This is a genomic window from Serratia sp. Nf2 (genome assembly GCF_003028435.1).
GTDB lineage: Bacteria > Pseudomonadota > Gammaproteobacteria > Enterobacterales > Enterobacteriaceae > Serratia > Serratia marcescens_L.
Genome location: NZ_PYTW01000004.1, coordinates 203,146 through 228,841, shown reverse-complemented (window position 1 = coordinate 228,841; position 25,696 = coordinate 203,146). Strand labels below are relative to the sequence as shown.

The 25,696-nt window shown below is 60.7% G+C and carries 27 protein-coding genes and 1 other RNA gene; 10 read left to right on the top strand and 18 right to left on the bottom strand.

Annotated features, from left to right (window positions below; all coding sequences use genetic code 11):
- Positions 1 to 588: 588 nt before the first annotated feature.
- The 4 genes from C9411_RS11340 (at position 589) to mtgA (ending at position 5,578) form a co-directional block, all read left to right on the top strand.
- A complete protein-coding gene (locus tag C9411_RS11340; protein WP_063988610.1) occupies positions 589 to 1,527 on the top strand; it encodes a TIGR01212 family radical SAM protein in 939 nt (312 codons plus the stop codon).
- A 92-nt stretch (positions 1,528 to 1,619) separates the two neighbouring features.
- A complete protein-coding gene (arcB, locus tag C9411_RS11335) occupies positions 1,620 to 3,959 on the top strand; it encodes an aerobic respiration two-component sensor histidine kinase ArcB (protein ID WP_107227081.1) in 2,340 nt (779 codons plus the stop codon).
- Positions 3,960 to 4,196: 237 nt separating this feature from the next.
- On the top strand, positions 4,197 to 4,850 hold the full coding sequence (gene elbB / locus C9411_RS11330; RefSeq protein ID WP_063988612.1) for an isoprenoid biosynthesis glyoxalase ElbB: 654 nt from the start codon (positions 4,197 to 4,199) through the stop codon (positions 4,848 to 4,850).
- Entirely contained in the window at positions 4,847 to 5,578 is a 732-nt protein-coding gene (gene mtgA / locus C9411_RS11325) for a monofunctional biosynthetic peptidoglycan transglycosylase (RefSeq protein ID WP_107227080.1), read from the top strand. Before elbB ends, mtgA begins: the two co-directional genes overlap by 4 nt.
- Before the next feature lie 40 nt (positions 5,579 to 5,618).
- On the opposite strand, the gene dolP is transcribed toward mtgA, so the two are convergent.
- Genes dolP through C9411_RS11305 form a run of 4 tightly spaced genes read right to left on the bottom strand, consistent with a single transcriptional unit; the run spans position 5,619 to position 9,235 of the window.
- Positions 5,619 to 6,194, bottom strand: a complete 576-nt coding sequence (dolP, locus tag C9411_RS11320; RefSeq protein WP_004937101.1) for a division/outer membrane stress-associated lipid-binding lipoprotein — start codon at positions 6,192 to 6,194, stop codon at positions 5,619 to 5,621.
- Positions 6,195 to 6,203: 9 nt separating this feature from the next.
- On the bottom strand, positions 6,204 to 6,794 hold the full coding sequence (diaA, locus tag C9411_RS11315; protein WP_063988614.1) for a DnaA initiator-associating protein DiaA: 591 nt from the start codon (positions 6,792 to 6,794) through the stop codon (positions 6,204 to 6,206).
- Positions 6,795 to 6,845: 51 nt separating this feature from the next.
- The gene (locus C9411_RS11310; RefSeq protein WP_019453117.1) at positions 6,846 to 7,199 is read right to left on the bottom strand and encodes a YraN family protein; all 354 of its coding nucleotides are present in this window, start codon (positions 7,197 to 7,199) and stop codon (positions 6,846 to 6,848) included.
- Positions 7,196 to 9,235 (bottom strand): penicillin-binding protein activator, encoded by a 2,040-nt coding sequence (locus C9411_RS11305; protein WP_107227079.1) that lies wholly within the window; start codon positions 9,233 to 9,235, stop codon positions 7,196 to 7,198. The genes C9411_RS11310 and C9411_RS11305 overlap by 4 nt, the downstream gene beginning before the upstream one ends.
- Before the next feature lie 62 nt (positions 9,236 to 9,297).
- Between C9411_RS11305 and rsmI the strand changes: the two genes are divergently transcribed.
- Entirely contained in the window at positions 9,298 to 10,161 is an 864-nt protein-coding gene (gene rsmI / locus C9411_RS11300; protein ID WP_004937108.1) for a 16S rRNA (cytidine(1402)-2'-O)-methyltransferase, read from the top strand.
- A gap of 41 nt (positions 10,162 to 10,202) precedes the next feature.
- Positions 10,203 to 10,580: RNase P RNA component class A (rnpB, locus tag C9411_RS11295), an RNA gene on the top strand.
- Positions 10,581 to 10,637: 57 nt separating this feature from the next.
- On the opposite strand, the gene C9411_RS11290 is transcribed toward rnpB, so the two are convergent.
- The gene (locus tag C9411_RS11290) at positions 10,638 to 11,339 is read right to left on the bottom strand and encodes a pirin family protein (protein ID WP_107227078.1); all 702 of its coding nucleotides are present in this window, start codon (positions 11,337 to 11,339) and stop codon (positions 10,638 to 10,640) included.
- Positions 11,340 to 11,446: 107 nt separating this feature from the next.
- Between C9411_RS11290 and C9411_RS11285 the strand changes: the two genes are divergently transcribed.
- The gene (locus C9411_RS11285; RefSeq protein ID WP_004937113.1) at positions 11,447 to 12,343 is read left to right on the top strand and encodes a LysR family transcriptional regulator; all 897 of its coding nucleotides are present in this window, start codon (positions 11,447 to 11,449) and stop codon (positions 12,341 to 12,343) included.
- Between the two features lie 51 nt (positions 12,344 to 12,394).
- Here the strand turns inward: C9411_RS11285 and C9411_RS11280 are convergent, their stop codons facing one another.
- The 11 genes from C9411_RS11280 to C9411_RS11230 all read right to left on the bottom strand — a co-directional run bounded on the left by C9411_RS11280 (position 12,395) and on the right by C9411_RS11230 (position 19,930).
- Positions 12,395 to 13,381, bottom strand: coding sequence for a glutathione S-transferase family protein (locus tag C9411_RS11280; RefSeq protein ID WP_107227077.1), 987 nt, complete (start codon positions 13,379 to 13,381; stop codon positions 12,395 to 12,397).
- A 71-nt stretch (positions 13,382 to 13,452) separates the two neighbouring features.
- A complete protein-coding gene (locus tag C9411_RS11275; RefSeq protein WP_004937119.1) occupies positions 13,453 to 13,848 on the bottom strand; it encodes a DoxX family protein in 396 nt (131 codons plus the stop codon).
- A 294-nt stretch (positions 13,849 to 14,142) separates the two neighbouring features.
- Positions 14,143 to 14,430, bottom strand: a complete 288-nt coding sequence (locus C9411_RS11270; protein ID WP_004937121.1) for a YqjK-like family protein — start codon at positions 14,428 to 14,430, stop codon at positions 14,143 to 14,145.
- A complete protein-coding gene (locus tag C9411_RS11265; protein ID WP_015379160.1) occupies positions 14,427 to 14,828 on the bottom strand; it encodes a phage holin family protein in 402 nt (133 codons plus the stop codon). Before C9411_RS11265 ends, C9411_RS11270 begins: the two co-directional genes overlap by 4 nt.
- 2 nt (positions 14,829 to 14,830) lie before the next feature.
- On the bottom strand, positions 14,831 to 15,136 hold the full coding sequence (locus C9411_RS11260) for a YqjD family protein (protein ID WP_004937125.1): 306 nt from the start codon (positions 15,134 to 15,136) through the stop codon (positions 14,831 to 14,833).
- 164 nt (positions 15,137 to 15,300) lie between these two features.
- Positions 15,301 to 15,672, bottom strand: a complete 372-nt coding sequence (locus tag C9411_RS11255) for a DUF1090 domain-containing protein (protein ID WP_063988618.1) — start codon at positions 15,670 to 15,672, stop codon at positions 15,301 to 15,303.
- 242 nt (positions 15,673 to 15,914) lie between these two features.
- Positions 15,915 to 16,289, bottom strand: coding sequence for an EnvZ/OmpR regulon moderator MzrA (mzrA, locus tag C9411_RS11250; RefSeq protein WP_074181139.1), 375 nt, complete (start codon positions 16,287 to 16,289; stop codon positions 15,915 to 15,917).
- Positions 16,286 to 16,966, bottom strand: a complete 681-nt coding sequence (locus tag C9411_RS11245) for a DedA family protein (RefSeq protein WP_063988619.1) — start codon at positions 16,964 to 16,966, stop codon at positions 16,286 to 16,288. The genes mzrA and C9411_RS11245 overlap by 4 nt, the downstream gene beginning before the upstream one ends.
- Before the next feature lie 136 nt (positions 16,967 to 17,102).
- Complete coding sequence (locus tag C9411_RS11240) at positions 17,103 to 17,549, bottom strand: hypothetical protein (protein ID WP_063988620.1); 447 nt, start codon at positions 17,547 to 17,549, stop codon at positions 17,103 to 17,105.
- Between the two features lie 186 nt (positions 17,550 to 17,735).
- Positions 17,736 to 18,512, bottom strand: a complete 777-nt coding sequence (gene exuR / locus C9411_RS11235) for a transcriptional regulator ExuR (RefSeq protein ID WP_033636102.1) — start codon at positions 18,510 to 18,512, stop codon at positions 17,736 to 17,738.
- Positions 18,513 to 18,631: 119 nt separating this feature from the next.
- On the bottom strand, positions 18,632 to 19,930 hold the full coding sequence (locus tag C9411_RS11230) for an MFS transporter (protein WP_107227076.1): 1,299 nt from the start codon (positions 19,928 to 19,930) through the stop codon (positions 18,632 to 18,634).
- A 77-nt stretch (positions 19,931 to 20,007) separates the two neighbouring features.
- Between C9411_RS11230 and C9411_RS25705 the strand changes: the two genes are divergently transcribed.
- Genes C9411_RS25705 through C9411_RS11220 form a run of 3 tightly spaced genes read left to right on the top strand, consistent with a single transcriptional unit; the run spans position 20,008 to position 23,151 of the window.
- On the top strand, positions 20,008 to 20,175 hold the full coding sequence (locus C9411_RS25705; protein ID WP_158263876.1) for a hypothetical protein: 168 nt from the start codon (positions 20,008 to 20,010) through the stop codon (positions 20,173 to 20,175).
- 55 nt (positions 20,176 to 20,230) lie between these two features.
- On the top strand, positions 20,231 to 21,643 hold the full coding sequence (gene uxaC, locus C9411_RS11225; protein WP_107227075.1) for a glucuronate isomerase: 1,413 nt from the start codon (positions 20,231 to 20,233) through the stop codon (positions 21,641 to 21,643).
- A gap of 20 nt (positions 21,644 to 21,663) precedes the next feature.
- Positions 21,664 to 23,151, top strand: coding sequence for a UxaA family hydrolase (locus C9411_RS11220; protein ID WP_107227074.1), 1,488 nt, complete (start codon positions 21,664 to 21,666; stop codon positions 23,149 to 23,151).
- A gap of 53 nt (positions 23,152 to 23,204) precedes the next feature.
- On the opposite strand, the gene sstT is transcribed toward C9411_RS11220, so the two are convergent.
- Together sstT and C9411_RS11210 are read right to left on the bottom strand one after the other, a co-directional pair.
- Complete coding sequence (gene sstT / locus C9411_RS11215) at positions 23,205 to 24,440, bottom strand: serine/threonine transporter SstT (protein ID WP_063988624.1); 1,236 nt, start codon at positions 24,438 to 24,440, stop codon at positions 23,205 to 23,207.
- 262 nt (positions 24,441 to 24,702) lie between these two features.
- On the bottom strand, positions 24,703 to 25,671 hold the full coding sequence (locus C9411_RS11210; RefSeq protein WP_063988625.1) for a TerC family protein: 969 nt from the start codon (positions 25,669 to 25,671) through the stop codon (positions 24,703 to 24,705).
- Positions 25,672 to 25,696 lie beyond the last annotated feature (25 nt).

The window sequence follows — 25,696 nt, the reverse complement described above, 5'->3', positions numbered from 1 at the left end:
CTTTTCCGCCCTCCATCAATGGCCTCTCGTGACGGTCTCACAAGTGGTATAGGACTTGTTTTAAGAGGGAGTCTTCAATTACTGCATAAATATGACGAGACGTTTGCCCGTCCAGAAAGCTTCCAGCGGACTTCCAACTTAGCGAGAAAGAATTCGCAGGTCAAATGTGGGCTTAAGATAGATTCTTATCGAATTGATGATGTTTATTTATTTGAAAGATAAGGTATTTAATGCGTTTTTGCACTATCGTGGGGCAACGCCGATCCCCACAGAAGTGTGAGCTGTCTCACTATAGTGCAACCCCTTAATCTCTGCACCATGCTAGTGCGGGGGTTAATGGCAGAATTTTATTCTATAAGATATTTCTTTGTTGATGTTTGTCACTGTTTTTCACTGCATTGTCATATTGCCGTTAACGGTTGCGCGACGATTAGAATAATTCATCAGAATTATAGTGAATTGATTTGCGTTTATGGTGAATAGTTATGCCTGGTGGCGCCTTGCGGGGAAAGCGTTGATCTCTGTCATCGCGGGAAAAGCCGTTTCTTATTAGCATCGCGGCTTTGAACACAGAGAATCACCAAGATTATGCAGTTGCCGCAATTAGTCAATATGTTTGGCGCAGATCTCCAGCGCCGCTATGGCGAAAAGATCCATAAACTCACGCTGCACGGCGGATTCAGCTGCCCTAACCGCGATGGCACGTTGGGGCGCGGCGGCTGTACGTTTTGCAACGTCGCTTCATTCGCCGATGAGGCGATGCAGCGGCAAAGTATCGCCGAACAGCTGGCGCGACAGGCCGCGCGGGTCGACCGGGCGCAGCGCTATCTGGCCTATTTCCAGGCCTATACCAGCACCTATGCGGAGGTCGAACTACTGGCGTCGATGTATCGGCAGGCGTTGGCGCAGAGCGAGATGGTCGGCCTGTGCGTCGGCACCCGGCCGGATTGCGTGCCGCCCGCCGCATTGGATCTGCTGACGGGATATCGCGAACAGGGTTACGAAGTGTGGCTGGAGCTGGGGCTGCAGACGGCGCACGATAAAACGCTCAAACGCATCAACCGCGGCCATGATTTCCGCTGCTATCAGCAGACCGCGCAACGGGCTCGGCAGCGCGGGCTGAAGGTGTGCTGCCATCTGATCGTCGGGCTGCCGGGCGAGACCCAGCGCGATCATCTGCTCACGTTGCAGCGGGTGGTGGAGTCCGGCGTGGATGGCATCAAGCTGCATCCGCTGCACGTCGTTACCGGCAGTACCCTGGCCCGCGCGTGGCGAGCCGGGCGTTTGTCCGAACTGGTGCTGGAAGACTACGCCGCCAGCGCCGGGGAGATGATCCGCCACACGCCGGGCGAGGTGGTGTATCACCGCCTGTCCGCCAGCGCCCGTCGGCCCACTCTGCTGGCGCCACTGTGGTGTGAAAACCGCTGGCGCGGCATGCAGGCGGTGGGCGCTTATCTGCAGCAATACGGCGGGCAGGGCAGCGCGCTGGATGAAAAGCGGCGCTACCGCCCCGGAATGCCGCTCTGAAGTGCAATCTTTGCCACACTTCGGCGTTTGCCGCCTTATCTCACCGCTGTTTTACGGTATGATTCAAAAGATTGTGTCTGATGGGAGCCGCTATGAAGCAAATCCGGGTGTTGGCCCAGTACTACGTCGATTTAATGGTGAAACTGGGGTTGGTGCGCTTCTCGCTGCTGCTGGCCTCGGCGCTGGTGGTGCTGGCGATGGTGGTGCAGATGGCGGTGACCATGCTGCTGCGCGGCGAAGTGGAAAGCATCGACGTGGTGCGTTCGATCTTCTTCGGCCTGTTGATCACCCCGTGGGCGGTCTACTTCCTCTCGGTAGTGGTGGAGCAACTGGAGGAGTCGCGCCAGCGGCTGGCGCGGCTGGTGGACAAGCTGGAGGAGATGCGCCACCGCGATCTGGAGCTCAATCAGCAGCTTAAGGACAATATCAGCCAACTGAACCAGGAGATCGCCGACCGTATCAAGGCGGAAGAAGAGCGCCTGCAGGTGATGGACAAGCTGACGGAAGAGATGGAACAGCGTGAACTGGCGCAGATTGAGCTGGGCCAGCAATCGGCGCTGCTGCGTTCCTTCCTCGATGCCTCGCCGGATCTGGTCTACTACCGCAACGAAGACAAAGAATTTTCCGGCTGCAACCGCGCGATGGAGCTGCTGACCGGCAAGAGCGAGAAGCAGCTGATCGGCCTGACGCCGTTCGACGTCTACGGCCAGGAGATCGCCGAAAAGGTCATTGAAACCGACGAGAAGGTGTTCCGCCACAACGTCTCGCTGACCTACGAACAGTGGCTGGTGTATCCCGATGGCCGCAAGGCCTGTTTCGAGCTGCGCAAGGTCCCGTTTTACGACCGGGTGGGCAAACGCCACGGGCTGATGGGCTTCGGCCGCGATATTACCGAGCGTAAGCGCTACCAGGACGCGCTGGAGAACGCCAGCAGGGAGAAGACCACCTTTATCTCCACGATCAGCCACGAGCTGCGTACGCCGCTTAACGGCATCGTTGGCCTGAGTCGCATCCTGCTCGATACCGAGCTGAACGACGAGCAGTTGAAATACCTGAAGACCATTCACGTCAGCGCCATCACCCTCGGCAATATCTTCAACGACATTATCGAAATGGATAAGCTCGAGCGGCGCAAGGTGCAGCTCGACAACCAGCCGGTGGACTTCACCGGCTTCCTGGCGGATCTGGAGAACCTCTCCGGCCTGCTGGCGCAGCCGAAAGGACTGCAGTTCATCATGGAGCCGCAGACGCCGCTGCCGCAGCAGATCGTGACCGACGGCACGCGCCTGCGGCAGATTTTGTGGAACCTGATCGGCAACGCGGTGAAATTCACCCAGCAGGGGCAAATCGTGGTACGCGTGCGGCGCGAGGCGCAGGAGAAGCTGGTGTTCGAGGTGGAAGATTCGGGCATGGGCATCCCTCAGGACGAGCAGGACAAGATCTTCGCCATGTATTACCAGGTGAAAGATCAGCGCGGTGGCCGCCCGGCTACCGGCACCGGCATCGGGTTGGCGGTCTCCAAGCGGCTGGCGCAGAGCATGGGCGGTGACATCACCGTGCGCAGCGAACAGGGGCACGGTTCTTGCTTCACTCTGACCATCCAGGCGCCGGCGGTGCAGGAAGCCGTCAGCGAGCTACCGGAGGAAGAAGAGCTGCCGTTGCCGGCGCTACATATCCTGCTGGTGGAGGATATCGAACTGAACGTGATCGTGGCGCGCTCGGTGCTGGAGAAATTGGGCAACAGCGTCGAAGTGGCGATGAACGGCCACGATGCGCTGGCAATGTTCGATCCGGACGAGTTCGATCTGGTGCTGCTGGATATCCAACTGCCGGACATGACCGGGCTGGACATCGCCCGGGCGCTGCGCGAACGCTACGCCGGGCAGGCGCTGCCGCCGCTGGTGGCCCTGACCGCCAACGTGCTGAAAGACAAAAAAGAGTATCTCGAGGCGGGCATGGACGATGTGCTGAGCAAGCCGTTGTCGGTGCCGGCGCTGACCCAGGTCATCAAACACTATTGGGATCATCAACCTTCTCACACTTCAAAGAAAACGGAGCACAAGGCGATGCAGATTAATGAGTCGTTACTCGATACCGCGATGCTGGAGCAGTACATGGATCTGGTTGGCCCGCAGTTGATCCACCAAAGCCTGGAGATGTTCGAACAAATGATGCCGGGTTATCTGGCGGTGCTGGACTCCAACATGACGGCGCGCGATCAGAAAGGCATCACCGAGGAAGGTCACAAGATCAAGGGAGCCGCCGGTTCGGTCGGTCTGCGCCATCTGCAGCAGCTGGCGCAGCAGATTCAAACGCCGACGCTGCCGGCCTGGTGGGATAACGTGCAGGATTGGGTGGATGAGCTGAAGCAAGAGTGGCGCAACGATGTGCAGGTACTGCGGGCTTGGGTAGAGAACGCTGAAAAAAAATGACCCCGACCTAAGCCGGGGTGCGCGAATATTGCGCCAACACCAGGGAAATTGTGAACCTGCGTATTGGTTTCAGTGTTCTGGTCGAGCAGGTTGTTGCGAATTCCTAAACATCATACAGCCAACAACATAGCAAATGTAAGCGCTCTTGTTAGAAGATTCATTAAAATGTGTGATGTAGATTAGTGTTTGTCAACTCCGAGCACGAACCAGTTGACAGCGACGACAGGAGTAAGAGTGATGAAAAAGGTGGGTGTAGTCCTCAGCGGCAGCGGCGTTTATGACGGTACGGAGATCCATGAAGCGGTGCTGACGCTGCTGGCGTTGGACCGTGCCGGCGCGCAGGCGGTGTGCTTTGCGCCTGATAAACCACAACGCCATGTTATTAATCACTTATCTGGTGAGGAGATGGCGGAGTCGCGCAATGTCCTGATTGAATCGGCGCGCATTGCCCGCGGCGCGGTGCAGCCGCTGGCGCTGGCGGAGGCCGCGCAGCTGGATGCGCTGATCGTGCCCGGCGGCTTTGGCGCCGCCAAGAACCTCAGCAATTTTGCCGAAGCCGGCGCGGAATGTTGGGTTGATGAAGATTTGGCGCGTCTGACGCGTGAGATGCATAAGGCCAGCAAACCAATTGGCCTGATGTGCATCGCGCCGGCGCTGTTGCCGAAACTGCTGGATCAACAAGCGCGGCTGACCATTGGCAACGATCCGGACCTGGGAGAAGTGATTGACGCCATGGGCGGCGAGCCGGTGATTTGCCCGGTGGACGATATCGTGGTGGACAGCGAACATAAAGTCGTGACCACGCCGGCCTATATGCTGGCGCCGTCGATCGCGCAGGCGGCCCTCGGCATCGATAAGCTGGTGGTGCGGGTGCTGGAACTGGCTGAATGAGAAAATCGCTCGGCGGATGGCGGTGGCTGCGCCCGTGGTATTGGCTGAAGCGCGGGGTCATCGCGATTCTCGGCCTGTGGGTGTTGGGCATTGTGGCCTTCGCCTTCCTGCCGGTGCCGTTTTCCGCCGTGATGGTGGAGAGACAAGTCAGCGCCTGGCTGAGCGGCGACTTCGGCTACGTCGCCCATTCGGACTGGGTGTCGATGGACGACATCTCGCCGCAGATGGCGTTGGCGGTGATGGCGGCTGAGGATCAGAAGTTTCCAGACCATTGGGGCTTCGACGTGGCGGCCATTGAAAAGGCGCTCAGCCACAACGAGAAGCGCCCGACGCGCATCCGCGGCGCGTCCACGCTGTCGCAGCAAACCGCCAAAAACCTGTTTTTGTGGGATGGCCGTAGCTGGCTGCGTAAAGGTCTGGAGGCCGGATTGACGTCGGGCATCGAGCTGGTGTGGACCAAGCGGCGCATTCTGACGGTGTATCTGAACATCGTCGAGTTCGGCGACGGGGTGTTCGGCGTGGAGGAGGCTTCACAGCGCTTTTTCCATAAGCCGGCCAAACGGCTGAGCGCGGCCGAAGCGGCGCTGCTGGCGGCGGTATTGCCGAATCCGCACCGCTTCAGGGCCGATGCGCCGTCCGGCTATGTGGTGCAGCGTCAACAGTGGATCATGCGCCAGATGCGGCAGCTGGGCGGGGAAGGTTTCCTGAAAGAGAACAAGCTGGATTAAGCGGGCGGGAACGGCACGGCGCCGCTCCCGCCAGAGCGGATTACTTCACATAGGTAAAGGCGGTGGTGACGTGCTTCACGCCGCTGACCTGGCTGGCGATCTGCGCCGCCGACTGCCCTTCCTGCTGCGTGACCAGGCCCAGCAAGAACACTTCGCCGTTTTCGGTGGTGACCTTCACGTTGGACGATTTCACCGTATCGCTGGTGAGCAGCTGCGAACGCACCTTGGTGGTGATCCAGGTGTCGGAGGACGCGGTGCTCAGGCTGACCGGCGTGCCCTGACGGATTTCGTTATACACTTCGGTCGTGCCTTCCACGCCCATGGCGATCTGCTTGGCGCGCGCGGTGAGATCGGCGTTAGGCGACTGGCCGGTCAACAGCACTTTGCCCTGATAGGCGGTGGCGACCACTCGGGCGTCTTTCTTCAACTGCTGGTCTTTGCTTAGGGCGCTTTCGACCCTGGCTTCCAGCGTGCCGTCATCCACCTGGGTCCCGACGCTGCGCGGGTCGGTGGCGGTTTTGGTCGCGACGGCCGCACTGCCGACGACGACGCCGGCGATACAGCCTTGCAACAGCAGGGCGCTGGACAGCACTGCAAATGTGGCTTTTAGCTTCATCTCAGTTCCTTAATCGTCCTGGTGGGGGAATAACGTATTGTCTATCAGGTCGCACAGGCAGTTTACGGTCAGCATATGCATTTCCTGAATGCGCGAGCTGCGGTGCGACGGGATGCGGATTTCGACATCCTGCTGGCCGAGCAGCCCGGCCAGCTCGCCGCCGTCGTAGCCGGTGAGCGCGACGATGGTCATATCGCGCGTGACGGCCGCCTCGACCGCTTTCACAATATCACGGCTGTTGCCGCGGGTGGAAATCGCCAGCAGCACGTCGCCGGTGTGCCCGAGCGCGCGCACCTGCTTGGCATACACTTCGTCGTGCAGCCGATCGTTGCTGATCGCCGTCAGCACCACGTTGTCGGCGTTGAGGGCGATGGCCGGCAGGCTGGGGCGCTCGGTTTCAAAACGGTTGATCATGCTGGCGGCAAAGTGCTGCGCGTTGGCCGCCGAGGTGCCGTTGCCGCAGCACAGGATTTTGTTGCCGTTGAGTAAGGATTGAACCAGCGTCATCGCAGCGCGGGAAATGGCGTCCGGCAACGCTTCCGCCGCCGCAATCTGGGTTTGGATGCTTTCGGTAAAACAGGCTTTAATTCTATCCAGCACGTTGTATTAATCCACTAAGTCAAAGGGCCGGTCTGCGCCGCAAAACCCCGATTAATCCGCATTGAAGGCGTTGGGTATCCATTCTAACTGGCTACCGGTAATGGCCAAAACATCAAAACGGCAAGATGATGTGTCAAAACTGGCTCCGCGCCCCGCCAGCCAGACGGCGGCAGCATGCAGCAGCCGCTGTTGTTTGCGAGAGGTGACGCTGGCGGCCGCGCCGCCGAAGGCGTCGTTGCGGCGGTAGCGCACTTCGACGAACACCCAGGTGGCACCGTCGCGCATGATGAGGTCGAGCTCACCGCCGCGCACCGCGACGTTGGCGGCGCAGAAGGTGAGCCCGGCGTGTTCCAGGTGACGGCGGGCCAGTAACTCATAGCCCGCCCCGGAGGCGCGTGGGTTCAAGAGACCGGCACGACCGTGCCCTGACGGTATTGCAGCCAAGGCAGCTTACGGTTGATCACGCAGTTCGGCGACGCGCTCAGCGTACCGGTGGTGCCGGAAACCTGGAAGCCCGGCAGCTGGCGCATTTCAGCAAAGTGGTTGGCCAATGTCCAGGCATCCATTCCCATCGCATACAGGCGCACCAGCGAGTAGTCGTTACGGAAGCGCGCGCTGGCCTGCTGCAACAGCTGAGGGTTTGAGCCGGCCAGCAGCGGGATATCGCTGAACTGCAGGCCTTCCATTTCCAGACGGAAGTCCGGGCCGGCGCCGGCCTGGTAGCTGCGCGAGCTGGCGTACATCGCCGGCTTGCCGCGCGAGCTGGTGGCCATGTCGATCATCGGTTTGATCAGCGTCAGCTGGGACTGGGTAGCAACGATATACACCGCGTCGACGCTGCCGCCGGTCGCGGCGGGCACGTCGCTCGGCGGCGCCGGAATGGTTAGCCCGGCGATGGTGACGCTCTGCGGCGCCGGGGCGCTCGACATCGGCGTACCGGTCATGCGGATGCCGCCGCTGTTGACTATTTGGCGCAGCTCGCCGGCGGAGCCGATGTCCTGACGCAGTACGGTTTGCCCGCCTTGCTTCTGCCATTCCTGGTTAAAGGCCTTGGCGACGCGATCGCCGAAGGCGCCGCGCGGGACCAGCAACAGCGGTTGACGCTTCTGCTGTTCCCAGATGTGGCGGGCGGCGTCGCGCGCTTCATCTTCCGGTGACAGGGCGAAGTAACAGATGTTCAGGTTGTCCTTCGGCGTTTCCGGCTGGTTGAGCGCCAGTACGTTCAGCGTGGTGGTGCTGGCGGACAGCTGATCGACGTTCTCTTTCAGCAGCGGGCCGACCACCAGGGTGGCGCCATCCTGCTGCGCCTGGCTCAGCAAGGCGGCCAGCGGCTGGCTGGTGGTGTCGTACACTTTGACCTGCGCGTTGGCGGCCTGCAGCGGCGTTATCGGCGCGCTGGACGGCGCAGCGGGTTGCGCGGCGGTCACGGCAGGCTGGCTCTCTTGCGCCGAAGGGCTGACCGCGCCGTTGGCGTTGATGTCGCCCGTGGCGGCCTGATCGGCCGGCGCCGTTTGGGCCGGCGTGCTGGCCGGTTGTGCGGCTTGAGGCTGCGGCGCCGGCATGGAACCGCCGTTTTTCGCCGCTTCGAAGCCTTGCTGGATGGCGTCGGCGAATACTTTCGCCTGGCCGTTCAACGGCAGCAGCAGGGCGATTTTCGAGGTGGAGGCTTGGGTGAAGTTCAGCACCTGGTTCAGGCGAGCCGGCAGCGTTTTGGCCGCCGGGTTCTTCGGATAACGGTTCTGCCAGTCTTTGATACCGGCCTTCAGCAGATCGGGATCCTGCTTATTGTCCTGATAGACGCGCAGCAGATCCAGCCAGCCTTGCAGCACGTTCTCGTCGGCGTTGATCACCAGGCTGTTCATCTCCTGCGGCGTCAGCTGCAGCAGCGCCTGCCAGGTCTGATCCAGGTTGTCCTGGTGCGGTTTGCCGGTCAGCAACGGCTCCTGAGCGATATAGGTGCGGATCAATGGCAGCGATGCTTTGCCCTGATTGGCGGCGATTTGCGCCTGGTAGTAGCGCACCTTCTGATTCGGCGACAGCGAACTGCTGTCCAGGTGGCCCAGCGTGCTGCGGGCGCTGACGTAGCTCTTGTTGGCGATCTGCAGTTCGGCGGTCAGCAACTGGCGTTCAGTCTGCTGTGCGCCACTGAGATTTTTCGGCAACTGGTTCAACTGGTCGCCGGCCTGCGGCAGTTTTCCTTCACGCAGCAAGGCGCGAATAGCAAGTAATTGCCAGTCAGCCTTGTTATCATCGCTGCTTTGCTGCAACTGCTGCAGGTAGTAATCGGAGCTGGCGCTCGCTTCGTTCTGTATATTGGCGGGCGGCGTTTGCGGGGCCCGACTTGGACAGCCTGCCAGGAAAAGGGCGGCCGCGATGACTGCAGTAAGTCGGACAGGCTTGGAACGCCCTGCTTTGGTACGAACGAATGTTGAGGAAAGCATACTGTATCCAGTGATGTTTTTTTCAAGATGCTCAATATTAAATCGGCAACCCGGATGAAACAATGAATCAACACCAACAATCAGTCATTTCTGCATCAACGCTGTATGTGGTGCCCACTCCCATCGGCAATCTGGGCGATATCACCCACCGCGCGTTAGAGGTACTGAAAAGCGTTGATCTGATCGCGGCGGAAGACACGCGCCATACCGGATTGCTGTTGCAACACTTCGCGATCAACGCGCGTCTGTTCGCGCTGCACGATCACAACGAACAGCAAAAAGCCGATCAGCTGCTGGCGAAACTGCAGGAAGGCCAGAGCATCGCGCTGGTGTCCGACGCCGGCACGCCGCTGATCAACGATCCCGGTTATCACCTGGTGCGCCGCTGCCGCGAGGCCGGCATTCGCGTGGTGCCACTGCCGGGCGCCTGCGCCGCCACTACCGCGCTGTGCGCCGCGGGCGTTGCTTCCGACCGCTTCTGCTACGAAGGCTTCCTGCCGGCGAAAACCAAGGGGCGCAAGGATACGCTGATGGCGCTGGCGGAGGAACCGCGCACGCTGATTTTCTACGAATCCACTCACCGCCTGCTGGAAAGCCTGCAAGACATGGTCACCGTCTGGGGCCCGCAGCGCTATGTGGTGCTGGCGCGCGAGCTGACCAAAACCTGGGAATCTATCCACGGCGCGCCGGTGGGCGAACTGCTGGCGTGGGTGCAGGAAGATGAAGTGCGCCGCCGTGGCGAGATGGTGCTGATCGTCGAAGGCCACAAGGCGCAGGAGGATGCGCTGCCGCTCGAGGCGCTGCGCACGCTGGCGCTGCTGCAAAAAGAGCTGCCGCTGAAAAAGGCGGCAGCGCTGGCGGCGGAAATCCACGGCGTGAAGAAAAATGCGCTGTATAAGCACGCGCTGGAGCAACAACAGCCGTAAAGCGGTTGACCTGCCGCTGCCGCGACGCTACTATCCGCGCCGGAGTTGACCAGACAGTCGCCGCTTCATTGCCGTCCTCTTCGGGGAGACAGATGGAGGGGAGGAAAGTCCGGGCTCCATAGGGCAGGGTGCCAGGTAACGCCTGGGAGGCGCAAGCCTACGACTAGTGCAACAGAGAGCAAACCGCCGATGGCCCGCGCAAGCGGGATCAGGTAAGGGTGAAAGGGTGCGGTAAGAGCGCACCGCGCGGCTGGCAACAGTTCGTGGCACGGTAAACTCCACCCGGAGCAAGGCCAAATAGGGGTTCACATGGTACGGCCCGTACTGAACCCGGGTAGGCTGCTTGAGCCAGTGAGCGATTGCTGGCCTAGAGGAATGACTGTCCACGACAGAACCCGGCTTACCGGTCAACTCCCTCGACAAAAGAAAACCCCGCGCAACGTCAGTTGCGCGGGGTTTTTCGTTTTCCGGCCGATTTACACCGGCAGGTCAATCAGCAGTGCGCGCAGCGGCGTCTCGGCGCGGATCGTCAGGCGATTCTCCTCGCGCACGAAGGCGCCGTCGCCGCAGGTCAGGCGCTGCGCTTCGTGGCGCTCGCCGGTGGCGGCGATGGTGCCGTGAATCGACTGCAAATAGGCGCGTGGCCCGTTAATCGTCAGCGTTTGTTCTTCGCCCGGCTGCAGATCGAGATGGTGGATCCAAACCTGCTGGCGCAGCTGCAGGCTGCCCTGCGCGCCGTCCGGCGAGGCCAGCAGCAGGTTACCTGCCGCCGGCAGCGTCAGGCGCTGCACCCGCTCGTTGTTACGTTCCGGGCAGGCGTCCAGCCACAGCTGCAGTCGGGTCAGCGGCGTATCGCTGCTGACGTTTTGTTCGCTGTAGCTCAGGCCCGGCTGGGTGGCCAGCAGCAGCGCTTCGCCGGCGTTGGCGCGCGCGGCGTTGCCGTCGCTGTCGCGGTATTCCGCCTCGCCCTGCAGGATCAGGTTCAGGATATCCACGCTGGGATAGGTGCGCGGCTGGAACGACGCGCCCGGCGCCAGCACCTCCTGATTCAGCACCCGCAGCGACGCGTAGCCCATCAGTTTGGGATCGAAGTAGTGACCAAAGGAAAAGGTGTAGCGAGCCTGCAGCCAACCAAAGTCAGCTTGCCCGCATTGTTGTGCTGTTCTGCATGTAATCATGGCAATCGGCTCTCTAAATTCATTATCCAAATGGTAAGCATCTGGACGTCGGATTGTTAGCCAGTTAATCTGGTCGGCATATTCAAATTTCCTGACAGAGGGATGTGATGGCCAGAGATCGGGCGCTCACGCTTGAGGCGCTGAGAGTGATGGACGCGATCGACCGGCGCGGCAGCTTCGCCGCGGCCGCCGACGAACTGGGCCGGGTGCCGTCGGCGCTCAGCTACACCATGCAAAAATTGGAAGAAGAATTGGACGTGGTGCTGTTCGACCGTTCGGGCCACCGCACCAAGTTCACCAATGTGGGGCGCATGTTGCTGGAACGCGGGCGGGTGCTGCTGGAAGCGGCCGACAAGCTGACCACCGACGCCGAGGCGCTGGCGCGCGGTTGGGAAACTCACCTGACCATCGTCAGCGAAGCGCTGTCGCCGCCGAGCCTGCTGTTCCCGCTGGTGGACAAGCTGGCGCTGAAGGCCAACACCCAGGTGTCGATTTTCACCGAGGTGCTGGCGGGCGCCTGGGAGCGGCTGGAGCAGGGGCGCGCCGACATCGTGATCGCGCCGGACATGCATTTTCGCGCGTCGTCGGAGATCAACACCCGCAAACTGTACAAGGTGATGAGCGTTTACGTCGCCGCGCCGGATCATCCTATCCACCAGGAGCCGGAGCCGCTGTCCGAGGTGACCCGCGTGAAATACCGTGGCATCGCGGTGGCGGATACCGCCCGCGAGCGTCCGGTGTTGACCGTGCAGCTGCTGGATAAGCAGCAGCGTCTGACGGTGAGCACCATCGAAGACAAGCGTCTGGCGCTGCTGGCCGGGTTGGGGGTGGCGACCATGCCGTATCCGATGGTGGAGAAAGATATCGAAGCCGGGCGGCTGCGCGTGGTGGGGCCGGAATACAGCCGCGAAGCCGATATCATCATGGCCTGGCGACGCGACAGCATGGGGGAGGCGAAAGCCTGGTTCCTGCGCGAAATTCCGCGCCTGTTCGCGCAGCGCTAACATCGCTTGGATGACATCCCCTTGCCGGGCGGCAAGGGGATTTTTTTTGCCTTAGCCGAAGCGCTGGTCGCGGCCGTGCGGCTCGTCCAGATCCTGCGCCGGCCCGATGGAAATGATGCCGTGCGGGTTGATGGTGGCGTGGCTGCGGTAGTAGTGGTTGCGAATGTGCGGCAGGCTGACCGTTTCGGTGATGCCCGGCATCTGGTAGATGTCACGCAGGAAACCGTACAGGTTCAGGTAGTCGCTGATGCGGTGCTTATCGCACTTGAAGTGGGTGACGTACACCGGATCGAAGCGCACCAGCGTGGTCCACAGACGCAGGTCGGCTTCGGTCAGCCGATCGCCGGTCAGGTAGCGGTGTTGCCCCAGGATCTGCTCCAGGCGTTCCAGCGCGTTGAAGACCCCGTTGACCGCGTCGTCATACGCTTCCTGGCTGGTGGCGAAACCGGCCTTGTACACGCCGTTGTTCACTTGATCGTAAATCCAGCCGTTCAGCTCATCGATTTTGCCGCGCAGCTCGGCCGGGTAGTAATCGCCCGCGCGGGCGCCCACGCCGTCAAACGCGCTGTTGAACATGCGGATGATGTCGGCAGATTCGTTGCTGACGATGGTTTGCCGCTGTTTGTCCCACAGTACCGGCACGGTCACGCGCCCGCTGTAGTGCGGATCGGCACGCAGGTAGATCTGGTACAGGAAGTCGGCGTGATACAGCGGATCGCCGGTGGTTTCAGGAAAATCCTGGCCGAAGGTCCAGCCGTTTTCCAGCATCAGCGGGTGCACCACCGAGACCGGAATGATCTGCTCCAGCCCTTTCAGTTTGCGCATCAGCAGCGTGCGGTGCGCCCAGGGGCAGGCGAGAGAAACATACAGGTGATAACGGCCCGCTTCTGCCTGAAAGCCACCCGTGCCGTGTTCGCCCGGCTGACCGTCGGCGGTCACCCAATTGCGAAACTGAGCGGTTGAACGTTTGAAACGGCCGCCGGTAGATTTCGTGTCATACCAGATGTCTTGCCAAACGCCATCGACGAGTTGTCCCATGGGAATCTCCTTGGTGTCCGAGTAAAAAAACGACAGGGCCCGGCATGCCGGGCCCTGAATGACAGTTTAGATTACCATTTCTTATTCAGAAGACGGTCGATGCTGAAGCCGCCCGGGCCTGCAACCGCCAACACGATGAAACCGCCGGCGATGGTCAGGTTTTTCATGAACATCAGCTGGTTTACGCCTTCTGCAAAGTCAGTGTGGAACAGCAGCGCGGTCAGAATGGTGAAACCGGCAGTGAACAGCGCTACTGTGCGGGTCAGGAAACCGAACAGGATCGCCAGACCGCCGCCAAATTCCAGCAGGATGGTCAGCGGCAGCAAGAAGCCAGGCACGCCCATCGATTGCATGTACTGTTGGGTACCGGCATAAGCGTCACCCATTTTGCCGTAGCCTGCCACGATAAACAGAATTGGCATCAGAATACGAGCAACCAACAAACCTGTATCTTCTAATTTTTTCATCATCTACTCCAAAGTGTTTTTGTGCGCCTGTTCGGCGGTAGTCATATCAACGGGCGGCGTAGCGGGTCTCTTACCCTGTCCGCTCCGTCTCAAATTGATGGAGTGAATGTTAAGCGGGAAGTGCTCAGGTTGTTAGCAAGTAAAACTGTCGTAATTTTTCAAAAAATCTGAATCTTTAGCGTGCTAATAAACTGACGCTTGTCAGCAGGTTGCCCGGCCCTCGGGATAAGCCGCGCTGTTTTAGGGGGAAAATGAGGGCGGAGCAACAGGATGTTTGAAGGAAAAGCGCGGCGCTTACTTGGCGGAGAAGGTCTTTTTAAACAGGCGGATAGCGCTCCATGCGCCGAAAGCACGGCGCGACCAGCGGATCATCTTGCTGGGGTGGCGGATGCCGTACAGCGCCATGACGCTGGAACCGAGCACCAGATAGCGGCGCAGGCCAAACACCGTCTGCCAGCCGCGGTCAATGCGCTCGGTCTTTTCCAGCCACAGAGACTTGTGTTCGGCCAGATCCAGGCGTTGCTGCTGGATCTGGCGAATCAGCCTCTCTTTTTTCCATTCCAGGTAGCGGCGGCGGCTCATGGCTCGCGCTCCAGTTCGGCGCGGTCGAGTTCCAACTGCTTGCGCGTCGCGCCGAGCAGCGTGGTGCGACGGGCCTTGACCAGCGTCCAGATGGTGCCGACCACGGCCAGGAACAGCAGCACGCCGGTCGTGGCGCCCAGCGCCACCAGCCGGTAGACCGGATCGATGGCCCAAAAGATCAGGATTAACAGGCTCATCAAACCGAAGGCGGTGAATAGCAGCGTCATACCGGCCATGATCAGCAGTTGAATGAGGTTGGCTTTCTCCTCCTCCAACTCGACCACCGCCAGCCGGACACGGGTTTCCACCATGCCGACCAGGATCGTGATGATGCGCTGACCGATATCCAGGACCCCTTTGGCGGGGCCCTGCGCGCGCACTTGCGGTTGTTCAGCCATGATTAGCGACGCGCGAGCAGCACGCCCAGCACGACGCCAACCGCCGCACCGATACCGATGCCGGTCCACGGGTTGTCGCGCACGTAGTCGTCGGCCTGGCCTGCGATCTGTTTGGTTTGCGAAGCCAGCTTGTCACCGGCGTCGCTCAGGCGAGCGCGGGTCTCTTTCAGCGCGCCTTCCGCTTTCGAACGCAGCTTCTCAAGCTCGGCTTTCGGCTTGTCGGTGGAGGAGTTCAGCACTTCCTCCAGCGTATCGGCTAAGGACTTCAGTTCAGCGCGTAAGTTTTCTGCATTTGAATCATGTGCCATGTGATTATTCCTTAACGTTTATTTCGACAGACTTTTAACATAGCGGATTTTTTCGCCGGAGCAAAGGGGTGATGGCCAGCAGATAACACCAGACATCAATTCCATATGCTTAAGAAATCCCGTGTGATGGGGCTCTCATCGATAAATCCGCTGGTGTAAAAAAATTATTCCGCCTGGGCGCGTTTCAGCTCAGCCTGCGCTTCCGCCAGCTTTTGCTGCTTCTTGGCGACCTTGTCCAGCTTGCCGGTTTGCTGCGCTTCTTTCAGCTCCTGCCGGCGCTCGTCGACCTTGCGCTGTTTCTCCGCGATATTTTTCTCACGTTCGGCCTGCAGGCCGGCTTCAGTGCAGTGAGTCTGCACTTCGCTCAGCGCTTTTTTCAGGCCGTCCACGCGGTGGGTGTTGCCGTGTTGGGTGGCATAATCGATTTGCTGCTGGATGTCTTGCGCTTTGGCGGCGCAACCGCCCTCGGCGGCCGCAGCGAGCGCCGGCAGCGTGCAGAGTGGCAACAGCAGTAACAGTGAGTGGCGTAATTTCATCTTTCAGTTCCTTTTCATGGGATGCCTGAACAGGCATCCGCTTTCCTGACTGCCGAAGGCGGCAGCGCGAGAGGAGGGCGTTCATCGCCGGCTGAAGTTACCCTTCAGCATAGTCATGAAACCGGCGGGCCCCCAAAGAATCAGCCGTGACTCAGTGCTGACTGATTAATTCTTGAGCTAATCGGTGCGAATGAAAATGAAGATAATGGCAATGAAAGGAAACCCCTTCATATGAAGGGGGATTATCCCAGATTGAGTGGGGAACGCGCAAATTCGCGTACCCAATGCGACGGCACGGGGGACTCGCTCAACGCGATGTGGTAACCGGGCGGCAAAATGGTTTGCAACGCTTCGCGCGCCAGCAACTGCTGCTCCGGCGAGTCCAGACGGATGACCAGGCCATCACCTTCCGGCGTAATGCTTTTGATGCGGATGCCGCGCTCATCCAGGCGCTGGTAGACGTAAAAACCGTCGGGCAGCGACAGCCCTTGCTGGCTGGCGCGAATGCGCAGCTCGCTCTCGGTGCGCACCATGCAGGGCACCAGCAGCGTCGCCAACGCCAGCAGGGCGAGCGCGATCAGCAAGACGTATTGCCAGCGCGGGCGCTTTGCTGTCACGCCCCTTTCCCCGGGTTCTGGCTGCTGGCGCGTTTCTTGCGCCACAGCACGATCAGCGAGCCGACCAGCCCGACCACCAGCAACACCAGCGGCAACATCATCAGGCAGAACATCAGCTGATCTTCATACTTGCGGAACACCGGGGTTTTCCCCAGCGCGAAGCCCAACGTTGTCAGGATCAAGACCCACAGCAGGCCGCTCATCCAGTTGAAAAACTGGAAGCGCGCGTTGCTCAGGCCGGACAGCCCGGCGATGGTCGGCAGCAGGGTGCGCACGAAGGCCAGGAAGCGGCCGACCAGCAGAGCGGAAAGCCCGTGGCGGTGGAACAGGTTGTGAGCGCGTTGATGGTAGTGGGCCGGCAGGTGCGAAAGCCAGCCTTGCACCGTTCGCGTATTGCCGAGCCATCGGCCCTGTATATAGCTGACCCAGCACCCCAGGCTGGCGGCGACGGTCAGGATAACGATGGTCAGCGGGAAACCCATGGTGCCTTTGGCGATCAGCACGCCGACCAGGATCAGCAGGCTGTCGCCCGGCAGGAAAGCGGCCGGCAGCAGGCCGTTCTCCAAAAACAGGATCATGAACAGCAGGATGTAGAGGGTCCACACCAACGAAGGGTTCGCCAGCGTCTCAAAATCCTGCTGCCACAAGGCATGTATCAGTTCTTTAATGATGTCCATCCGGTGTTCCTAAAACGTCATTGTTTATTTTTATCTCAGCGGCGGAACGGGCGTGGGCTGAAAGCGCGCGGCGATCCTGAATGCTGATAACGATGAAACGGCGTTGCTTTAAGGTTTCTTAGCGGTGCGACACCGGTCATAGGTGGTAAGTCAGCGTGCCACGGTACTGCATGTTACTTTCTTTCCAGCCGGCCTGCCGACTCTGTTGCCTGGAGGCGTCCAGCATCCAGTCGACCTGGGCAAGCCGGTTGGGCGCCGGACTGTCCTGGCGGGGGAAGCGAATTCGGTAGCCCGGCTCTGCAGCCAGGGTATAGACCGGCGCCGGCAGGGAGGATACGAGCAGCGAACCGGGGAAAGAGTGCGCTCTGGGCAGCAGCAGCAGCAACTTACCGGGGGCTTTGCGGCGCGCTTCGGCCGGCGCCCGATACACATGATCATAGGGGGAAAGCGCCGGCTCCGCCAGCGGTGGCAGGCTGCTCAGCGCGCTGGGGGTGGGCTTGGGTGACGCCACGCATAGCTGTTGGCCGGAGACCGAACCGGTCCAGCAGAAAACAGCAATCAGCATGGCAAACAACCAGCGCATTTATTCGCGTCCCGCCCCCGCAGCAATGGGTAAAAAAGTGGGCTAACTCTACCAAAATAGCACGATTGGCAACAGGGAAATCTACGTTGCCGACGGTGAAATAGTACACGGCAAACGGCGGTTCCGGCATCGATTCAGCGGATTTTACATTACCTGACATAAGCCGACGGTTTTTGACCGCCGTGGCTATTTCGGTTCGTGGCTCACGCCATCCAGATGCACCACCGGATTCTCGGCGAACAGGTAGCGGTCGGCGTTGTATTCGAAATCGTCGCTGGTGGCGTTGAACAGCATCTGCTTGGTGTTTTCCAGATGCTGCCACATCGCCAGTTTGGCGGCGTAGGGATCTTTGCGCATCAGCGCCTTGAGGATCTGATCGTGATCGTCGCACCAGCTGGCGATCGAGCGTTCGTCGATATGCTCGTGCAGTTTTTTCCAGTAAGGGTTGTTGACCCGCTGTACCCACATTTTTTCCACGATGGTGGCCATGGCGGTGTTCTGGGTGGCCAGCGCCACCTGTACGTGGAACTTCAGATCCCACTGCGAGTCGCGGAAGCGATCCTCTTTGCGGGCGTGCTCCTGGATCTCCATCAGCTGCACGATATCTTGTTTGGTCACCTGGGTGGCGGCGAATTCGGCGATGTTGCTTTCGATCAGCTGGCGCGCCTGCAGCAGCTCAAACGGGCCGGCGGTGGCGAACTCGATGCTGTCGCCCGGTACCACCAGGTGTTTTTGCTGGTTGGACACCACGTGGATCCCGGATCCCTTGCGCACGTCCACATAGCCTTCCACTTCCAGCATGATGATCGCTTCGCGCACCACGGTGCGGCTGACATTCATCTCTTCGGCGATGTATCGCTCGGCCGGCAGCTTGTCGCCCACCGGGTAGCGGCCGCTTTCGATGCGTTGCTTAAGCTCGGCGGCCAGTTGCTGATACAGGCGTCTGGTTTCAGTGAATTCCATAGTGAATGCTCTATACGGTGCGGTGGGAAGGGGCGCGTAGCCATCGGATTTGTTATACCACTTATTCGGCACCGCTGCCAGAGGAGCAGGAGGCCCGGCGCGGCGGCCGGGCGACGGGATCAGCTGCGCGCCGGGGTCGGTTGCAGCGCGGCGGGTTGCGGTTCGGCGGCCGGGCGGTTTTGCAGCACCGTCCAGATGACGATGGCACCGAGAATGTCGAAGACCGACAGCGCGGCGAACAGCGGGCTGAAGCCGAGGGTGTCTGCCAGGGCACCGACCACCAGGGCGAACAGCGTGCTGGCGGTCCAGGCCGCCATGCCGGTCAGGCCGTTGGCGGTCGCCACTTCATTGCGGCCGAACACGTCGGAAGAGAGGGTGATCAGCGCGCCGGACAGCGCCTGATGGGCGAAGCCGCCAACGCACAGCAGCGCGATAGCCGCATAAGGGCTGGTGAACAGGCCGATCATGCCGGGGCCGATCATCAACACCGCCCCCATCGTCACCACCAGCTTGCGCGAGACGATCAGATTGACCTTGAAATACTTCTGGAACAGCGGCGGCAGATAGCCGCCGACGATGCAGCCGAGATCGGCGAACAGCATCGGCATCCAGGCGAACATGGCGATCTCTTTCAGGTTAAAACCGTAGGCCTTGAACATGAACAGCGGGATCCAGGCGTTGAAGGTGCCCCAGGCCGGTTCCGCCAGAAAGCGCGGCAGCGCGATGCCCCAAAACTGGCGGTTGCGCACGATCTGCCAGGCGGACATCTTTTTGGCGTTAGAGGTCTGGTGCTGCGCTTCCTGCCCTTCGAGGATGTAACGTCGCTCTTCCTGGCTCAGTTTCTTCTGATCTTTCGGGTGCTTGTAGAACAACAGCCAGCAGATGGCCCAGATCAGGCTCAGTACGCCGGTGATGATGAACGCCATCTCCCAGCTGTGCGCCACGATGGCCCACACCACCAGCGGCGGGGCGATCATGCCGCCGATCGACGAACCGACGTTGAAATAGCCGACGGCGATCGAACGCTCTTTGGCCGGAAACCACTCGCTGCTGGCCTTCAGCCCGGCGGGGATCATCGCCGCTTCGGCCATGCCGACCGCGCCGCGCGCCAGCGCCAGGCCGCCCCAACTGTTGGCCAGCGCGGTACCCATGCAGAACAGCGCCCACAGAATGGCGAACATGGCGTAACCGACCTTGGTGCCCAGCACGTCCAGCACATAACCCGCCACCGGCTGCATCACGGTATAGCAGGCGGAATAGGCGGCAACGATATAAGAATACTGTTGGGTGGTGATGTGCAGCGTATCTTCCAGCGTCGGCGCCGCCACGGCGATGGCGTTGCGGGTCAGGTAGCCCAGCACGGTGCCGACGGTCACCAGCCCGATCATGTACCAGCGTAACCCTTTAATTTTACGCATCCGAAATGTCTCCCCGTTTGAAGGTATGGCCGTCGATGCGGCTGGCGAGACAATAACCTGTCATACAGGTTTAAAAGTTGAGTGATATCACAAAAGGAATTATTCGCCTGAGCGATACTGTCGCCGGTGAAATAGGGCGTTTATGCCACACCTCTGCCGTAAAAATGAGCGAAAAAGGGATTAAAGGACAGCAAAATGACAGATGGCGGGAAAAATTTGCTGGACGCTCGCTAAAATTGGTGTGATAACTTTTGTGATTCGATCCCTGTGCCGCACGGCAAGTAAGGTAAGGAGCCCGAGATGGCGACGTTTTTGAGCGAAGATTTCCTGCTGGACAGCGAATTTGCCCGGCGTTTGTATCACGACTACGCGGCGCACCAGCCGATTTTCGATTACCACTGCCATTTGCCGCCGCAACAGATTGCGGAGAATACCCGCTTCAGCAATCTGTACGATATCTGGCTGCGGGGGGATCACTACAAATGGCGGGCGATGCGCACCAACGGTGTGGCGGAGCGGCTGTGTACCGGCGATGCAGGCGATCGCGAGAAATTCGACGCCTGGGCCGCCACGGTGCCGCACACCATCGGCAACCCGCTCTATCACTGGACGCACCTGGAGCTGCGCCGGCCGTTCGGCATCACGGGAACACTGCTGTCGCCGGCCACGGCGGATGAGATCTGGCAGCGCGGCAATGCGCTATTGGCGCAGGATGAGTTTCGCGCGCGCGGCATCATGCGGCAGATGAACGTGAAAATGGTCGGCACTACCGACGATCCGATCGACGATCTGCGCCATCATCGGGCGATCGCCGACGATCACAGCTTCGATATCAAGGTGTTGCCGAGCTGGCGGCCAGACAAGGCCTTCACCATCGAAGCGCCCGGTTTCAACGACTATCTGCGGCAGCTGGAGGCGGCGGCGGACACCGCGATCGGCCGCTTCAGCACGCTGTGCGACGCCCTGTACAAAAGGATGGATCACTTCGCCGCCCACGGTTGTAAGGTGGCCGATCATGCGCTGGACGTGGTGGTGTTCGGCGAGGCCGATGAAGTGACGTTGGATGCGATCCTGCTGCGTCGCCTGAACGGCGAGCTGCCGACGCCGGAACAGAGCGCGCAGTTCAAAAGCGCGGTGCTGCTGTTCCTGGCCGGCGAATACCGGCGCCGCGGCTGGGTGCAGCAATATCACATCGGCGCGCTGCGCAATAACAACAGCCGCATGTTGGCCGCCGTCGGGCCGGATATCGGCTTCGACTCGATCAACGATCGGCCGCTGGCGGAGCCGCTGTCGCGGCTGCTGAATGCCCAGGCGCGGCAGGGCGGCCTGCCGAAAACCATTCTTTATTGCCTCAACCCGCGCGATAACGAAGTGATCGGCACCATGATCGGCAATTTCCAGGGGGAAGGCACGCCGGGCAAGATGCAGTTCGGCTCCGGCTGGTGGTTCAACGATCAGAAGGACGGCATGCAGCGCCAAATGACGCAGCTGGCGCAGCTCGGGCTGCTGAGCCGCTTCGTCGGCATGCTGACCGACAGTCGCAGCTTCCTGTCGTACACGCGCCATGAGTACTTCCGTCGCATCCTTTGCCAGATGATCGGCCGCTGGGTGACGGACGGCGAAGCGCCGGCGGATATCGCGCTGCTGGGCGGGATGGTGAAAAACATCTGCTTCGACAACGCCAAAGACTATTTCGCCATTGACCTGGCGTAGCCGTTATCCGGGACCGGTTTATGCAAAGTACGATAAAGATTCACGAACAGGATAACGTGGCGGTGGCGCTGCGCGACCTGGCCGCTGGAGAAACGGTTGAGCTGGCAGGCGTCGCCGTTCCGCTGGTACAGCCGGTGGCGCGCGGGCACAAGTTTGCACTCGGCCCGATCGCAAAGGGCGAGGACATCATCAAATATGGCCAGCCGATCGGCCATGCGCTCGCGGCTATCGGCCCTGGGGAGCATATCCATTCGCAAAACGCCAAAACCAACCTGAACGATCTGGACAGCTACCGTTACCAGCCGCAGTTCCCGGCGTTGCCGCCGCAGGCGGCGGATCGCGAGGTGCAGCTGTACCGCCGGGCCGGCGGCGACGTGGGGATCCGCAACGAGCTGTGGATCGTGCCGACCGTCGGCTGCGTCAACGGCATCGCCCGCCAGATCCAGCAGCGCTTTTTGCAGCAAACGCAGGCGGAGGGGATCGACGGCGTGCATCTGTTCAGCCATCCGTTCGGCTGCTCGCAGCTGGGGCAGGATCATGCCAACACCCGCATCATGCTGCAGAACATGGCGCGCCATCCCAACGCCGGCGCGGTGCTGGTGATCGGGCTGGGGTGCGAGAACAATCAGGTGGATGCCTTCCGCGCCACGCTGGGGATGGTGGACGAGCGGCGGCTGCGCTTTATGGTGTGCCAACAGCAGGACGACGAGGTGGAGGCCGGGCTGGCGCTGCTGCACGAGCTGTACCGGGAGATGCGCCACGATCGCCGCGAGCCGGGCCGCCTGAGCGAGCTGAAGTTCGGCCTGGAGTGTGGCGGTTCGGACGGATTGTCGGGTATCACCGCCAACCCGCTGCTGGGGCGCTTTTCCGACTATGTGATCGCCAATGGCGGCACCACGGTGCTGACCGAAGTGCCAGAGATGTTCGGCGCCGAGCGCATTTTGATGAGCCGCTGCTGCGATGGGGAGACCTTCGGCAAAACCGTCGACATGATCAACGATTTCAAACGCTATTTCATCGCCCATCAACAGCCGATATACGAGAATCCGTCGCCGGGCAACAAGGCCGGCGGCATTACCACGCTGGAGGAGAAATCGCTCGGCTGCACCCAAAAAGCGGGCCTGAGCCAGGTGGTGGACGTGCTGAAATACGGCGAGCGGCTGCGCGTGCCGGGGTTGAATTTGCTCAGCGCGCCGGGCAACGATGCGGTGGCGACCAGCGCGCTGGCCGGCGCCGGCTGCCATATGGTGCTGTTCAGCACCGGGCGCGGCACGCCGTACGGCGGCTTTGTGCCGACGGTGAAGCTGGCGACCAACAGCGAGCTGGCGGCGAAGAAACCGCACTGGATCGATTTCGACGCCGGCGGCCTAATCCACGGCGTGGCGATGGAGACCTTGCTCGGCCGCTTCGTCGATCTGATCGTCGAGATCGCCAACGGCCGCCCGGCGCGCAATGAAGCCAACGACTTCCGCGAGCTGGCGATCTTTAAAAGCGGGGTAACGCTATAAGGCTGACAAAAAAGGCGCTCGAAAGAGCGCCTTTTCGATGCCGACAGGTGGGATTAACGCACCTTCAGCGGGTCTTCGTTCGCCAGCCGTTGATCTTCCGCCTGGCAGGCCGCCGCGGTGAACAGCACGTCGGTGGAGGAGTTAAGGGCGGTTTCCGCCGAATCCTGCAGCACGCCGATGATAAAGCCCACGGCCACTACCTGCATCGCCACGTCGTTCGGAATGCCGAACATGTTGCACGCCAGCGGGATCAGCAGCAGCGAGCCGCCGGCCACGCCGGAGGCGCCGCAGGCGCAGAGGGCGGCCACCACGCTCAGCAGCAGGGCGGTCGGGACGTCCACCGCGATGCCCAGCGTGTTCACCGCCGCCAGCGTCAGCACGGTGATGGTGATCGCCGCGCCGGCCATGTTGATGGTAGCGCCCAGCGGGATGGAAACCGAGTAGGTGTCCTCATTCAGGTTCAGCTTCTTGCACAGCTCCATGTTCACCGGGATGTTGGCGGCCGAGCTGCGGGTGAAGAAGGCGGTCACACCGCTTTCGCGCAGGCAGGCGAACACCAACGGATACGGATTGCGGCGGATTTTCCAGTAAACGATCAGCGGGTTGAGCACCAGCGCCACCAGCAGCATGCAGCCGATCAGCACCATCAGCAGCTGGGCGTAGCCCCACAGCACGCCGAAGCCGGTTTCCGCCAGCGTGGAGGCCACCAGGCCGAAGATGCCGAGCGGCGCACAGCGGATCACCGCGCGTACCACCAGCGTGACTGCATGGGACATGTCGTTGATCAGCCCCTTGGTGGTTTCGGAAGCGTGGCGCAGCGCCAGCCCCAGCCCGACGGCCCAGGCCAGAATACCGATGTAGTTGGCGTTAATCAGCGCATGGAACGGGTTGGCCACCACGCTCATCAACAGACCCTTCATCACCTCCACAATGCCGCCCGGCGGGGTAATGTCCGTCGCGCCGGTGGTCAGCGCCAGCGTAGAAGGGAAGATAAAGCTGACGACGACCGCCACCAGCGCGGCGGCAAAGGTACCCAGCAGGTAGAGGAACAGGATCGGGCGAATGTTGGTCTTCTGCCCCTGTTTATGGTTGGCGATCGAGGCCATCACCAGAATCAGCACCAGCACCGGCGCCACGGCTTTCAGCGCGCCGACGAACAGGATGCCGAGCAGGCCGACGGCCGCAGCGGCTGCCGGCGAAACCAGCGCCACCAGAATGCCGGCCACCAGGCCGACCATGATTTGTTTGACCAGGCTACCCTGCATGATCCTTTGTAATAGTTTTTGCATAGTGCTTTCTTCCTGATGTTATCTGGCCGCCGCGGCGGGAACGACGCCGGGTAGCTTTATATGATTCTGTAACTAAGTGTGTTTGCCGAATCAGTATTCAGCAATCGAATGATGTTGGAAAGAGGCGAGGGTGAAATTCTGAGCGCGGATCAACACTTGATAACATACTGGTTACATTTGTGTGATCGCAATAACGTTTGGCGTTTTGGGGGAATTGCCAAACAATCGCGGGGCGACTAGCGCCCCGGATAACAGATTGTGGTTATTTCTTCGCCAGGCGATCGTTGCGGCGATTGACCCAGGCGTTGATCAGCAAGGTAAGCGTCAGGATGCCCGCCACCACGCCGAGCGACACGCCGATCGGGATGTGGAAGAAGTCGATAATCAACATCTTGATGCCGATAAACACCAGGATCACCGACAGGCCGTATTTCAGCATCGAGAAACGCTCCGCCACGTTGGCCAGCAGGAAGTACATGGCGCGCAGGCCCATGATGGCGAACAGGTTGGAGGTCAGGACAATGAACGGGTCAGTGGTCACGGCGAAGATCGCCGGGATGCTGTCTACCGCGAAGATCACATCGCTCAGTTCGACCAGGATCAGCACCAGCACCAGCGGGGTGGCGAACAGGATGCCGTTGCGGCGCACGAAGAAGCGCTCGCCTTCCAGGCTGTCGGTCATGCGCAGCCGGCTGCGCAGCCATTTCACCAGCGGCTTGTCGCCGATCGCCGAGTCATCTTCCTTCGCCAGCGCCATCTTGATACCGGTGAACAGCAGGAAAGCGCCGAACAGATACAGCAGCCACTGGAACTGGCTGACCAACCAACTGCCGGCGAAGATCATGATGGTACGCAGCACGATCGCCCCCAGCACGCCGTAGATCAGCACCCGCCGCTGCAGGTTGGCCGGCACGGCGAAGTAGCTGAACAGCATCAGCCAGACGAACACGTTATCCACCGCCAGCGCTTTTTCGATCAGGTAGCCGGTCAGGAAAGCCAGCGCCTGGGTATCGGCGACGGCGCGCCCGGCGGTTTCATTCAGGTAGTACCAAAAACCGAAATTGAACAGCAGGGAGAGGCTGACCCACACCAGCGACCAGCTGGCGGCCTGCTTCAGGGTCATGGTGTGCGCGCCTTTACGGCCCTGCAACAGGAGGTCGATTGCGAGCATCACGACTATGACGGCGGCGAAGCTGCCCCATAACCACGGTGTGCCAACGGAATTCATCATCAGAGGTATCCTTCAAAAACAAAAA